Annotated in this window: 14 protein-coding genes; 11 read left to right on the forward strand and 3 right to left on the reverse strand. The window is 62.3% G+C overall.

Annotated elements, in window-relative coordinates; all coding sequences use genetic code 11:
* Positions 1–79 precede the first annotated feature (79 nt).
* The 10 genes from ABIC50_RS11980 (at position 80) to ABIC50_RS12025 (ending at position 8,966) form a co-directional block, all read left to right on the forward strand.
* Entirely contained in the window at positions 80–937 is an 858-nt protein-coding gene (locus tag ABIC50_RS11980; RefSeq protein ID WP_471685624.1) for an HTD2 family dehydratase, read from the forward strand.
* 30 nt (positions 938–967) lie between these two features.
* Positions 968–2,125 carry an acyl-CoA dehydrogenase family protein gene (locus ABIC50_RS11985; protein ID WP_354164001.1) on the forward strand — a complete coding sequence of 386 codons (1,158 nt, stop codon included), beginning with the start codon at positions 968–970 and terminating at the stop codon, positions 2,123–2,125.
* A 14-nt stretch (positions 2,126–2,139) separates the two neighbouring features.
* Positions 2,140–3,318 (forward strand): CaiB/BaiF CoA transferase family protein, encoded by a 1,179-nt coding sequence (locus ABIC50_RS11990; RefSeq protein WP_354164002.1) that lies wholly within the window; start codon positions 2,140–2,142, stop codon positions 3,316–3,318.
* A gap of 102 nt (positions 3,319–3,420) precedes the next feature.
* Positions 3,421–4,809 (forward strand): MFS transporter, encoded by a 1,389-nt coding sequence (locus ABIC50_RS11995; protein ID WP_354164004.1) that lies wholly within the window; start codon positions 3,421–3,423, stop codon positions 4,807–4,809.
* 240 nt (positions 4,810–5,049) lie between these two features.
* Positions 5,050–5,982 (forward strand): hypothetical protein, encoded by a 933-nt coding sequence (locus ABIC50_RS12000; protein WP_354164006.1) that lies wholly within the window; start codon positions 5,050–5,052, stop codon positions 5,980–5,982.
* Between the two features lie 344 nt (positions 5,983–6,326).
* Entirely contained in the window at positions 6,327–6,800 is a 474-nt protein-coding gene (locus ABIC50_RS12005; RefSeq protein ID WP_175673603.1) for a cupin domain-containing protein, read from the forward strand.
* Positions 6,801–7,035: 235 nt separating this feature from the next.
* The gene (locus ABIC50_RS12010) at positions 7,036–7,293 is read left to right on the forward strand and encodes a DUF6881 domain-containing protein (RefSeq protein ID WP_354164484.1); all 258 of its coding nucleotides are present in this window, start codon (positions 7,036–7,038) and stop codon (positions 7,291–7,293) included.
* A 95-nt stretch (positions 7,294–7,388) separates the two neighbouring features.
* On the forward strand, positions 7,389–7,712 hold the full coding sequence (locus ABIC50_RS12015) for a hypothetical protein (RefSeq protein WP_354164007.1): 324 nt from the start codon (positions 7,389–7,391) through the stop codon (positions 7,710–7,712).
* Between the two features lie 226 nt (positions 7,713–7,938).
* A complete protein-coding gene (locus ABIC50_RS12020) occupies positions 7,939–8,448 on the forward strand; it encodes a hypothetical protein (RefSeq protein WP_175703448.1) in 510 nt (169 codons plus the stop codon).
* A gap of 233 nt (positions 8,449–8,681) precedes the next feature.
* Positions 8,682–8,966 (forward strand): colicin immunity protein, encoded by a 285-nt coding sequence (locus ABIC50_RS12025; protein WP_244097235.1) that lies wholly within the window; start codon positions 8,682–8,684, stop codon positions 8,964–8,966.
* 347 nt (positions 8,967–9,313) lie between these two features.
* Here ABIC50_RS12025 and ABIC50_RS12030 read toward each other — a convergent pair whose 3' ends face one another.
* Entirely contained in the window at positions 9,314–10,747 is a 1,434-nt protein-coding gene (locus ABIC50_RS12030) for a DEAD/DEAH box helicase (RefSeq protein ID WP_354164009.1), read from the reverse strand.
* On the opposite strand from ABIC50_RS12030, the gene ABIC50_RS12035 reads away from it, so the two are divergent.
* Entirely contained in the window at positions 10,746–10,871 is a 126-nt protein-coding gene (locus ABIC50_RS12035) for a hypothetical protein (protein WP_268040288.1), read from the forward strand. The genes ABIC50_RS12030 and ABIC50_RS12035 overlap by 2 nt on opposite strands.
* A gap of 31 nt (positions 10,872–10,902) precedes the next feature.
* Here ABIC50_RS12035 and ABIC50_RS12040 read toward each other — a convergent pair whose 3' ends face one another.
* Complete coding sequence (locus ABIC50_RS12040; RefSeq protein WP_354164011.1) at positions 10,903–11,958, reverse strand: aldo/keto reductase; 1,056 nt, start codon at positions 11,956–11,958, stop codon at positions 10,903–10,905.
* A 473-nt stretch (positions 11,959–12,431) separates the two neighbouring features.
* Positions 12,432–13,472, reverse strand: a complete 1,041-nt coding sequence (locus ABIC50_RS12045; protein WP_354164013.1) for a lipase family protein — start codon at positions 13,470–13,472, stop codon at positions 12,432–12,434.
* Positions 13,473–13,665: the final 193 nt, after the last annotated feature.

Below are 13,665 nucleotides of genomic sequence, written 5' to 3' on the forward strand. Positions count from 1 at the left end.
ATTCAAACGGTATTTCCGCCGCGCCCGCGCTTCACCTACAGTCACTTCATGCCCAGTCAGAAGCGCCGGCCGCCCGGCGATGGAGGTGACAGTGAATGCTCCCCGGTCGAATGCCAGTGACGATGTGCAGCAGGTCGCGACCGACCTAATCAGCGCCGAACGGGCGGCCGCACTCGCGGCCACGCTCGATCACCCGAGCGTTCCCGCCGCCGGCGATGCGTTGCCGCCCGCGTGGCACTGGCTATATTTCTGGTCGATCGCGCCGCAGGCCGAACTCGGCCCCGACGGCCATCCGCGCAAGGGCGGCTTCCTGCCGGACCTCGGGCTGCCGCGCCGCATGTGGGCCGGTGGCCGGCTGACGTTCGAACGCCCGCTGCCGATCGGCGCGATCGCGACGCGCACGTCGCGCGTGCTGTCGGTCGAGCGCAAGGAAGGCCGCAGCGGCACGCTCGGCTTCGTGACCGTCGAGCACGTGATCGAAGCCGCGGGCGAAGTCGCGATCCGCGAGGAACACGACATCGTCTATCGCGGCGCGGCGGCGCCCGGCACCGTCGCGCCCCCGCCGAAGGCCGCGCCCGAGCATGCGCAATGGCGGCGCGACATCACGCCGGACGAAGTGATGCTGTTCCGCTATTCCGCGCTGACCTTCAACGGCCATCGGATTCATTACGACCGCAGCTACGTGCGCGACGTCGAAGGTTATCCGGATCTCGTCGTGCACGGCCCGCTGATCTCGACGCTGCTGCTCGACCTCGTCACGCGCTCGCTGCCCGGCGCGACGATCAGCGAATACGCGTATCGCGCGGTGCGGCCGACCTTTCTCGGCCACCCCTTCAGCGTGTGCGGCCGCCTCGCCGACGACGGCAAGACCGTCGAGCTCTGGGCGAACGACCACGACGGCTGGCTGACCATGTCCGCGAGCGCGACCCTCGCCTGACCCATTCCGACGCTTTCCCCGATACGACGCATGAACCCTACCGACGCGTACCAAGACATTCGCGAAGCCGTTCGCGACCTGTGCGGCGAGTTTCCCGCCGACTATTTCCGCGGGATCGACGAAGCGCGCGGCTATCCCGAAGCGTTCGTCGACGCGCTGACGAAAGCCGGCTGGCTCGCCGCGCTGATTCCGCAGGAATACGGCGGCTCCGGCCTCGGGCTGACCGAAGCGTCGGTGATCATGGAGGAAATCAACCGCGCGGGCGGCAACTCCGGCGCGTGCCACGGCCAGATGTACAACATGGGCACGCTGCTGCGCCACGGCTCTGCCGAACAGAAGCAGCGCTATCTGCCGAAGATCGCGAGCGGCGAGCTGCGCCTGCAGTCGATGGGCGTGACCGAACCGACCACCGGCACCGACACGACGAAGATCAAGACGACCGCCGTGCGCAAGGGCGACCGCTACGTGATCAACGGCCAGAAGGTGTGGATCTCGCGCGTGCAGCACTCCGATCTGATGATCCTGCTCGCGCGCACGACGCCGCTGTCGGACGTGCAGAAGAAGTCGGAGGGGATGTCGGTCTTCATCGTCGATCTGCATCACGCGATCGGCAACGGGATGACCGTGCGCCCCATTCCGAACATGGTCAACCACGAGACGAACGAGCTGTTCTTCGACAACCTTGAAATCCCCGCCGAGAACCTGATCGGCGACGAAGGCCAGGGCTTCCGGTACATCCTCGACGGACTCAACGCCGAACGCACGCTGATCGCCGCCGAATGCATCGGCGACGGCTACTGGTTCGTCGACAAGGTGTCGCAGTACGTGAAGGATCGCGTCGTGTTCGGCCGCCCGATCGGCCAGAACCAGGGCGTGCAGTTTCCGATCGCCCGCTCGTTCATCAACGTCGAGGCCGCGAGCCTGATGCGCTTCGACGCCGCGCGCCGGTTCGACGCGCACGAACCGTGCGGCGCGCAGGCGAACATGGCGAAGCTGCTCGCGGCCGACGCGTCGTGGGAAGCCGCGAACGCGTGCCTGCAGTTCCATGGCGGCTTCGGCTTCGCGTGCGAATACGACGTCGAGCGCAAGTTCCGCGAGACGCGCCTGTACCAGGTCGCGCCGATCTCGACGAACCTGATCCTGTCGTATGTCGCGGAGCACATCCTCGGCCTGCCGCGGTCGTTCTGACGGGAGCGACGAGCATGCGTCCACTGGAAGGCATCAAGGTCGTCACGTTCGAGCATGCGATCGCCGCGCCGTTCTGCACGCGTCAACTCGCCGATCTCGGCGCGCGCGTGATCAAGATCGAACGGCCGGGCGTCGGCGATTTCGCGCGAGGCTACGACGAACGCGTGTCGGGACTCGCGTCGCACTTCGTGTGGACCAACCGCTCGAAGGAAAGCATCACGCTCGACGTCAAGCAGCCCGCGGCGCTCGACGTCGTGCACAAGCTGCTCGCGGATGCCGACGTGTTCGTGCAGAACCTCGCACCCGGCGCGACGCAGCGCCTGGGGCTCGACTACGACACGCTGCGCGCGCGCTATCCGCGGTTGATCGTCTGCGACATCTCCGGCTACGGGCTCGACGGGCCGTTCCGCGACAAGAAGGCATACGACCTGCTGATCCAGAGTGAATCCGGATTCCTGAGCATTACCGGCGCCGACGGCGAGCCGGCCAAGGCCGGCTGCTCGATCGCCGATATCGCGGCGGGCATGTATGCGTATTCGAATATCCTCGCCGCGCTGATCGCGCGCGGACGCACCGGATGCGGCCGGCACATCGACGTGTCGATGCTCGAAAGCATGGTCGAGTGGATGAGCTATCCGCTCTACTACGCGATCGACGGCCAGCCGCCGCCGCGGCAAGCCGGCGCGTCGCACGCGACGATCTTTCCGTACGGTCCGTTCAAGGCCGGTGACGGCCACACCGTGATGCTGGGCCTGCAGAACGAGCGCGAATGGAAAAGCTTCTGCGAGACCGTGCTCCGCATGCCCGAGCTCGCGGCCGACGCGCGCTTCGGATCGAACAGCCGCCGCGTCGCGAATCGCGACGAGCTGGCATCAGTCATCGTCCGCGCGTTCTCGACGCTCACGGCCGCCGACGTGATCGACCGGCTCGAGCAGGCCGGCATCGCGAACGCGCGGATGAACGACATGCACGGCGTGTGGACGCATGAACAGCTCGCCGCCCGGCAGCGCTGGACGCGGGTCGATACGCCCGCCGGCGAGATCCCCGCGCTGCTGCCGCCCGGCATCGCGCCGAGCGACGAGCCGCGCATGGATCCCGTGCCGGCGCTCGGGCAGCATACCGACGCCGTGCTGCGCGAGCTTGGCTATGCCGATGAACAGATTCACGCGTTGCATGCGTCCGGCGCGGTCTGACCGGGCCTTTCCGCGCTGAGCGAAGCGCGCCCCTCATCACACTATCGAAGCGTCTCCGCGTCTGGTCAGCAGACGCGAGAGCGCCACACCTCCGGAGACATCATGGCGAACACCGTCAATGCCGCCGGCCGGCTCGACCGGCTGCCCGTTTCAAGGTTCCACTGGAAGATACTTGGATTGATTGCCGGCGGCGCGTTCCTCGACGCATTCGACATCTATCTCGCCAACGGCTCGGTCGCGTCGATGGTCAAGGACGGCTTCACCGATCTGCGGCATGGCGCGATGTTCGTGTCGTCGACGTTCGTCGGGATGATGATCGGCGCGTTCGTCGCGGGGTATGTCGGTGATAGGCTCGGGCGGCGGTATTCGTATCAGCTCAATCTCGCGGTGTTCGGGCTCGCGTCGATCGCCGCGTGTTTTGCGCCCGACATCGAATGGTTGATCGTGCTGCGGTTCATCATGGGGATCGGGCTCGGCGCGGAACTGGTCGTTGCAGCCGGGACGCTCGCCGAGTTCGTGCCGCCCGACACGCGCGGGAAGTGGGTGTCGCTGCTTGCGATCATTACCAACAGCGGCCTCTTTGCCGCGCTGGCCGCGGGGTACTGGATCATTCCGCATCTCGGCTGGCGCTATATGTTCGCGCTGGCCGGTATCGGTGCGCTGGTCGTGTGGTTCATGCGTAAGCGGATGCCGGAATCGCCGCGCTGGCTCGAATCCGTCGGGCGGCTCGACGAGGCGGAGGCGACGCTGGCTGCGATCGAGCAGGAGGTGAGCCAGCAGGTCGGCGCGCTGCCGCCGGTGCGGCGCACCATTGATCTGCATGTCGGGAAGGTGCCGCTCGGCGTGCTGTTTTCGAAGGGGATGCGTGGGCGCATGGCGGTCGCCGCGTTGACCGCGATCGGGGTAAACGTCGGGCTCTATGGCTTCATTGCATGGCTGCCGACGTTTTTCGTCACGCAGGGGTTGTCGGTCGTCAAGTCGCTCGGCTTCGTGTTCCTGATGTCGATCGGATCGCCGGTCGGCGGGTTGATCGGGTATCTGATCGCGGACCGGATCGGCCGTGCGCGGGGGATCGTGATTGCGTCGCTGCTCAGCATCGCGTTGGGCTGGTTGTATGTGTCGCTGCGCGATACCACGGCGATCATTCTGGTTGGGTTCTGTCTCGTCAGTGCGATCTATACGATCACGACGCTCGGGTTGTTTGGGTATATTCCCGAGCTGTTTCCGACCGAGGTGCGGCTGCGTGGCACGGGTGTCGCGGGGATGTGCGGGCGGATGTCGTCGATCGGGACGCCCGCGCTGGCACTCGCGCTTTATCAGGCGTTCGGCGTGTCAGGCGTGATCGCGATGGTCAGCGCGACACTCGGCGTGCTGTGCGTCGCGATCGGGCTGCTGCGGGTCGAAACGGGACGGCAGGCGCTGGAGGAAGTCGCACCGGGGACGAGCGACGCGGATGGCGCGGCGGTCGCGCCGCGGGTGACCCAAGTTTGATCGGCGAAGATGTATCGGCGTACCGGCCGACGCGCGTCACCCGACTACCCACGCGTGACCGGCCGCTGAATGATCGGCTGAAATCCTAATGTCATCTCCGCGACGCGCGCCATAGTATTAGCAGGAATCGATCGGCGTCGGGATAGCCGCATGCGCGCCGCGCGCGCAAGCCGCGACCGCGATCGAGGTGTACAGGTGCGATGGGCCCCGCCCATCGGAGTAGTCAGCCGGAGCACGTTGATGAGCAAGCGTGACCGAAACCCAGCGAGCGCCGCGCTACGCAGGAAGGCGTGGATGTTGATCGTTCTGGCGGCCTGTTGGCTGCCGTGCGTGGGGTTGTGGGCTGGAACCTCCGACGACGCCACCCGTTTGCGCGCGCTATACCAGAATCTGAAGCCGCAGCTCGATAACAACGCGTTTCATCGGCGGCTGTATCTGGATTCGCAGGAGTCGTTCTCCACGGTCACGGGTGAAGTCTACGCAGAAGTGGACTACCCGTTCGCGACCGTCAGCAACGTCCTGGATTACCAGTCGCAGGGTCTCGCGAACTGGTGCGAGCTGTTGATCCTGCATCCGAACATCAAGTACTGCCGTGCGCCCGGCACGAATAGCGACAACATGCTGGCCCTGAATATCAGCAAACGGGAAGCCGCCGCGGAGCTCCCGGCCACCTACCGCCTGTATTTCCGTTACGACGCGGCGGCCCGGGCCCCGGGATACTTCAAGGTCAAACTCCACGCCGACAGCGGACCGTTGAACACCCGGGATTATCAGATTGTCCTGGAAGCGGTGCAGCTCGCTAGCAACCGCACGTTCCTGCATCTGACCTATGCATTCAGCTATGGCCTGGTCGGGCGCCTTGCGATGAAAAGCTTTCTGGCAACGTTTGACCGCGGCAAGATCGGCTTCACAAACGTCGCCAGTCCGTCCGCGGCACAAGCGGAATACGTCGATGGCATACGAGGCCTCGTGGAGCGCAACACCATGCGCTACTACCTGGCCATCGATGCCTATCTTGCCGCGCTATCGAGCCCGCCCGACAAGCAGCTCGAGCAACGCCTGAGCACGTGGTTCAATTCCAGCGAGCAATATGCGCGGCAGCTGCACGAAATCGACCGGCAGCAGTACTTGCGAATGAAACAGGACGAATACCGGCGCCAGCAGACGGAGTAGCGGGCGGCGAAGCGCCCGCGGACAGGACTGGAATGTTCGCGCCGAGCCGCTGTGAAAAGCGGACACATCGCCGTGACGCCCGCGATCCGGCGCTCGCACGCATGGTTTAAATGTATAAGGCTGGACTAGACCGAACAGGCAGCGTCAGTTCGTCTGACTCGGTTCGGCCAGGAAGAGACACTCGGTCTGACGCGAGAATCGTCAACAATCGCTTGGAAAACCAAAGGCGCTCAAAGCGACTGCGGTAAAACAAAGGATAGGTTGATTATTCGAATCAAGATTGACATTTCATTCGTTGATTTACAGAATTCTCTTCGGCCCTTTTGACGGAACGAGGATTGCGAATGGATCAGCCCAAAGCTTACATGGTGGCCGCCGATGCCGCACCGCGCACAAAGCCCTCAAACTACCCAGAACCGTTTGCGTCTCGCATGACGGGACGGGAAAAAAAACCTCTTGGCGATCCGTTCGGTTTGAGTCAGTTTGGTGTGAACTTGACGACGCTGAGCCCCGGCGCGGTGTCTGCTCTACACCATCAGCACTCGAAACAGGACGAGTGGGTGTATGTCCTTAGTGGTGAGGTCACCCTCTACGTCGGTGAGCAAAACTATCTAATGCGGGCTGGAATGTGCGCGGGCTTTCGCGCGAACGGCGCGCCGCATCATCTACAAAACAACTCGACAGGCGATGCCACGATCATCGAGGTCGGCAGCCGAGTATCAGGCGACGCAGTGGGCTATGCAACGGACGACCTCGTCGCTGTTATGGGTTCAAACGGGCAATGGGTTTTCGAGCACAAGAACGGCGAACCCTATTGATCTCAATGTCTGCTTTAGCGAGAGTTGAACGTCCCTGATGGGTCGGCTTCCGCCGGATGCAGTCCGTTCGACGCCGGCATCCGACAACGGCTCGCCGTCGGGCTGTAGTCGGCCACGAATGGTCACTGGCACTCGATACCGGAATCGTCGACAATCCAACGAGGCAGCGCTAATAGAAGTTCCTTCGACGCGCGGGGGAAAGTCAATGGAAGATGGGTTGAGCGCAATCGACGTCATGTGGAAGCACGATTCTGACACGGAGCCTATCCGTCTCGTGTCCGTCCTCAACCGGAATCGTTATGAGATTTGTAAACTTGAATTCTTTCGCGACGGGCGAGTTGGATTTTCAGACGAAAAGAGATCGGCATTGGGGACGCAACTCGGATTGCTGCCGGTGCCCGCATTGTCCGAGATAAACGCCGACCCGCAGTTCGTAGCACGGGAAACAACGATGGAGGCATTCGAAACGTTGTGGTCTCGCCATGTGACGTGACTGATGACCCCGGCCGAGTTCGGCCACAATCGGTCATTCGACACTTGAGCTCAAATTGCCGACAATTGGGGACGTTCGATCTATAGAGAACTCATATGCCTGCTGATCGCGATTTCCACTCGACCTCGAGCAAGACCTCGGAGTATCTTCGCGAGGCGCGAGCTCACCTCTCCGAAACTGCCGAGGGAGTGTGCGCGGATGAGATCGCCGAATTTGAGGAATTCTTGAATCACAACGAGTTCGAACTGGCGCTGGACGCCATCGAAGTCTCTTTCAGGAAGGGAGACGATGCGAACTGGCGCGTGCTGGAGTACATGGCCATGGCAGCGCTGAGCATGGAGCTGGTAGATCGCCAAAGGACGTACGATCAATGGCTAACACAAGCGCGAGGCTGGAATTACCGGACGGTTCCACGATAGGTTGCAAGACGAATGGCCGGTTTGCGTCGAATTGATGGACCGCTTCGGGTTGCGGATTCAACCCGTCGATGCAACACACTTGAGGCTGCATAGCAGCACGGAGTGTTTCATCGACGCGGGTTGAATCCGCATTCGATAACGGCCCCCGGCAGAGGTCGATCGACTTGTGACATAGGATTGCCCGCGATCGCGCTACTCTATACGCAAGCTGCGGCGGGGAGTCATCATGATCGAATTGCTTGAGCCCTTCTCTCGCCAAATGGCGGAAGACCTTCTCTCAGTCTTCCCGAACTGGAGGAGCCATCTATCTATTGTCGCCGACGCTGGTGAGAACTACTTCAATGTTCGGGTGCCGGCGCTCGCAGCATCGAAAGGTGGCCCCTTAGAGGTTTCGTCCTTATACAACGGCGAGGTGACGGTTTTCTACGCAACAACCCATCGGCATTTTTTCTCCGTTCTAGGTAATGCTGACGAGGCTGCTGGTGCAGTTGAGTTCATCCGGAAGATGCTCGACGAACAACTTGCCGTGGTCTCATACCTTTGCACGGGGGACCAAACCATACGAGATGGGGTTTTTTCGAGCGTCGCAGTTCCGACGGACAAGATCCCACGCGCAAACTATGAGTATTACTACACCACCTCGATGCGTGTGCGGTCGTGGAGGGGCACTTTCGATGCTGACTTCGCCGCCCCGTACGTCAGAGACAAGCCGTCGGGCAATGATGAGCGAGCGTAGGTTGAGCGGGTAGCTTGCCGTTAGCGGCCTTGTCAGATAAGGCGGCTTCGTCAATCGCATCAGTCGGCTAACCGCTGCGCATAGCGGTCAATGGCGTCATCGGCAATCGAGAAGAACGATCCGAAATGGATTCCTGACAGCTGGATTAAATTGGAGTGAGCCCAATGAACATCGATCGTTCTCGCGTCTACGATTCGGCGGACGATTTTTTCTCCCTCGATGGAAGCATTGTGATGAAGCTTTCTACCGACGCGGCAGTTGCAGTTTGTGAGCGGGCGGCCCAACACGGCTTGGTTGTCGCTCGAATCGAAGGTGGCATATGGCATTTTCCCGGATTCGAAGCGAGGTTGGACTGCATTTGGGATGGTGCTGAGCCGCCCATTGACCTTGATGGTGCGGAACGAAACAATCAAAGGGCAGCCGAGTTCATTCGATCGGAGAGCCCTCCACATGACGTTTTCCTGGTGACGTCGCCACCGATGACGGGCTGGAAACCCAGACAGCCACGAGGCTTTTGACGCCCCCATGATGTATCTCGCCCACGCAGATTTACACCCAAGTGACGATCCCGCTAATTCAACGGTTCAATCCGCTTTGCCAAGACGTCAAGGTCCGCCCCGGGTCGATGACGGCCCTTGATGAAGTGACGGCCGAGCAATCTCAGACCCGATCTGACGCTGACTGAGAAATTAGGTCTTGACTTGCACGGTTTAAACGTCCGTTCGGCCGCCAAGTTGTAAGCGATGCCGGATTCAGTGCGCCCTTGCCTGCCGACCCGATGTGCGGCAAAGCCGCGCCACCCGCCCGCGGACCTCAAATCGCCCGTCCTTTCTATGGCCGGCGTCAGCCACCCAACGAATCAGCGTTAGTGTTTACCGCGACCTCCCGCAGGCTTCCCAGCCGGCTTGCGCGCGCCCACACCCGCCTTGCCAGCGGGTTTGCCTTTGCCGCGCGGTTTCTGCACGCTGAACGGGCTACCGTTCAACACGCTTGCGCCCTTGCCCGCGGCTCCGCCACCCTTGCGCTTGCCCTCACCGCCTTGCGGCCGCGGCTTTTTCCCGGCCACCGGCATGGCCGCCGCCCCACCTTGCGGCACTTTGGGCTTCTTCGGCTTTTTTGGCTTCTTGATGATCTGCCCGGTCGAGCTGGTTTCCGGCACGCGATGTTCCGCTTCAAACCCCGGCTCTTCTTCGCGGCGCAGCGTCTGCCCGATCAGCGCCTCGATCGCGGCCAGTTGCGGGGCTTCATCCGCACACACGAGAGACACCGCCACGCCGCTCGCGCCCGCGCGCCCGGTACGCCCGATCCGGTGCACATAATCCTGCGCGACGATCGGCAGATCGACGTTGATCACGAGCGGCAAGTCATCGATATCCAGCCCGCGCGCCGCCACATCGGTGGCGACCAGCATCTGCACTTCGCCCGTCTTGAAGCGCTCGAGCGCACGCAGCCGCGCCGGTTGCGGTTTGTCGCCGTGGATCGTGTCGACCGCGTAGCCGGCCTCGTCCAGCATGGCCGCCAGATACTCCACGCCATTGCGCGTCTTGACGAACACCAGCGCGTGATCCCAGTTGTTCTCGGCCACCAGGTGCATGAAGAGGTCCGGCTTGTTGCGCTTGTCGACCGTCACCACCCACTGCTTGATCTTGCTCGCCGTGACATTCGGCGGGCTGACGCTGATATTGACCGGGCTGCGCAGAATGCTCGCCGCCATCGCGCGGATATCGTCGGTAAACGTCGCGGAGAACAGCAGGGTCTGGCGCTGAACGGGCAGCGCGGCAAAGACGGCATTGAGCTCGCGCGCGAAGCCCAGATCGAGCATGCGGTCGGCCTCGTCCAGCACCAGCGTTTCGACCTGATCGAACTGCACCGCATTCTGGCGGTTGAGATCCAGCAGACGGCCCGGCGTCGCAACGAGCACGTCGACGCCTTTGCGCAACTTCATCATCTGCGGGTTGATGCTCACGCCGCCGTAGGCGGCCAGAAATCGCAAGTCGAGGCCCTTGCCGTAAGCGACGAAGCTTTGCAGCACCTGCTCGGCCAGCTCACGCGTCGGCACCAGCACCAGAACCCGCGCGCGGTTGCTGGACACCGCCGGGCCCTGCTGCACGAGCCGCTGCAACAGCGGCAGCGCGAAACCCGCGGTCTTGCCCGTGCCGGTCTGCGCGCCGGCCATCACGTCCTTGCCGCCGAGCACCGCGGGAATCGCCTTGACCTGCACCGGCGTAGGTGTCTGGTAATTGAGGTCCTGCAGATTACGCAGCAAGGGATCGATCAGGCCGAGCGAGGCAAAAGACATGGACGTGTTCCGGGCTAAAACCGCAATTCTAGCGGTTGGCGCGCTGACCGGCTTCCTGTTGAGCACGGATGCGAGCGCGATCACGGGACAGCAGATCGTCATGTGTGGTGGCGCGTCGCTTTAACGCGAACGGATGGACCGGGGCGTCGCCGATCCTAGTTCGACACGACGCGCGAGAACGGCTTCGGCCGCCTGCCCGACTCCTGACGATCGATCATCCAGCCCGGGTAACACGGAGGCAAAGCACTCACGGCGTCGAGACGCGCCAGCTCGTCGTCGGTCAGGACGACATCGACCGCGCCGAGATTGTCTTCGAGCTGTTCGACCCGCTTGGCACCGATGATGACGCTCGTGACATGCGGCTTGGCGAGTAACCATGCGAGCGCGATCCGAGCGACCGACACATCTCGCGCGTCGGCGATAGAGCGCATCGCTGCGACGCACGACCACGCCCGGTCAAGATCGACCGGCGGGAAATCGAAATGGCTGCGCCGCGCACCTTCTTCTGTTGGCGCCCCCGGACCAAACTTCCCCGACAGCAAACCGCCGGCGAGCGGCGACCAGACGAGCAGCCCCATCCGCTCCTCGATCGCGAGCGGCACGAGTTCGCGCTCGACGTCACGCCCGGCGATCGAATAGTAGGCCTGGAGCGTCTCGAAGCGCGTCGCGCGGAGCGCTTCGCTGAGTCCGAGCGCCTTGCCGATCTTGCCTGCGCGCCAGTTCGAGACACCGACATAGCGCACCAGCCCCTGGCGCGTCAGATCGTCGAGCGCCCGCAGCGTCTCTTCGATCGGCGTGACGGAATCGTTCGCGTGGATCTGGTAAAGGTCGATATGGTCGACCTGCAGCCGTTCCAGGCTTCGCTGCACCGAATCCATGATGTGGCCGCGCGACGCGCCCTGATCGTTGGGCTTCGGGCCCATCACGCCGGCCGTCTTGGTCGCTAGCACGATCTCGCCGCGCGGGACGCCGAGGTCCCGGAGCGCTTGTCCGACGAGGCGTTCGGCGTGGCCAAAGGAGTAAATATCGGCGGTATCGATGAAGTTGATTCCGGCGGCCAGCGCGCGGGCGATCAATCGGGTCGCGTCGTCCTGGCCCACTGCGCCGATCGCCGCCCACATGCCGGCATCGGCATTGCCGCCCAGCGTCATCGTGCCGAGACACAGCTCGGAGACATACAGGCCCGTGCGGCCCAGTTGCTTGTATTGCATGAGCGTTTCCTTGTGGATCGGCTGGAAAGAATGCGGCGGTGTCCGGTCCGGCACGCACCGCACACCTGGATTTCAGCGGATTCGAGCGCGCCCGGCGCCGAACCGTGCGGCCATCGTTGCGACGCCTGCGCCATAACGGCGTGCCGTTTGTGGAGCCCCGGGCGACAAAGTGTGTTGCGTCATGCCTGGCTTCCTTTCATTCGGGTTGTCGCCGGCCGACGACATGGGAAAGCACTCTACTGAGTCGCAACCGGGTGATAAATGACGGACGATTGAACGTTCTGTTACTTCCAGAGTGAACAATGCAAAACCGCAACGTGCGCTTGATCTTTGCCAAGCGTCGATCCCACGACATATCGACGGCGGCGACCCAAGCCATTGCGGCCCCGGCAGAAATCAAGCATGAAAAAACCCGCCGAAGCGGGTTTTCACACTGCGTGCCAGTGTTCTTATGGGTTTTGCTTCGTACTGCTTCACACGGGCGTTTTACCGACCTTGGGGTTGACCTGTGGCAGCGGGGGGAGATCAATGTCGCTGCGGGCCATACCCAGGCAGGCAATGTATCCGTCGATATGCTGAAAGCCAACCTGCGCCTGAAAATCCAGAATGGCTTTATTGACGTCCGCCTTCAGCGGGTACTCCATCGCCGTCGCCACGGGCCCTGATGGTTCAGACGTTCCCCATTGGGTGTACTTCAGCGAATTTGTCGCAATGCTGACCATATCGACAGCAATTTGCACGTTGTCAGGGGTGTCATGAGGGGGAACGTCGCTGTAGACGTGTTTCACCTTCTGGAGGCTGTCCGCATTCCATGCCATTGGCACGATATCCCGCGTCGTGAATATGCGTACCGCATTGCCTCGCATCTGCTCGTCGAAATAGTCGGCGAACACCTTGTTGCCTGCTGTCGGCGCGGCAAACGTCTGGCAGTGGTACGTCAGAGACTGCAAGCCAGTCTGATTCTTCAGGTACAACACGATCGCGGACGCCAACGCGCCTCCGAGGCTGTGCCCGACAACGTTGACTATCGATGACGGTGGCACGGTGCTCAGGAATTGGACGAGCGTCTGATGACTTTCATCGGGCGTCTTCAGTACGTGGTACAGCGCTCCGTTCGTGCCCGCCGATATGCGTGCGTCCGACGGACAGTTCGGCACATACGCGCTGAATGGCTCGAGGGTGTCATAGGAAAAATCGCTCAGAACATCAAGCGGGGACGTGAAATTGGTGCCGCTCGTCACCACTGTATATTCGCCGCTACCGGCCAATTGCAAGACGACGGTCACATTGGCAGCTTCGCCATTCGGATCCAATACGATCGCCGGCCCCCACGCAATTTCGAACCGATCGTTCCGCGTCATCTTGGATCGGTTCAGGCGATCCACGATGATCTTTTTGACCTGCGACGCAGTCGGATGCTTGAGTTCCCTCCCGACTCCGTCGACTGCTGCGTTGTTCAGAACATAGGCCAACGTGAGATTGGCCTGCATTTGCTCGAGTCTGCTGGATGTCATGGTTCGCCTCGTCGTCGCGCTGCGGAAGGTCGTCATTGCGAACCAGCCGATCACCCCTGTTGCGCCGCAGCGGATCGGAATGGGGCTTGATTGCACGGAACGCAAGCGGGGCAGGCTCGCAATGAGCACGCAAATCATCGCGCGCGCGGTACGGCGGAACAACCTGTCGAGATTGGCAGGTACCGTCGGCCTG

Origin of the sequence: Burkholderia sp. 567 (assembly GCF_040545115.1) — a bacterium.
Classification (GTDB): Bacteria; Pseudomonadota; Gammaproteobacteria; order Burkholderiales; family Burkholderiaceae; genus Burkholderia; species Burkholderia ambifaria.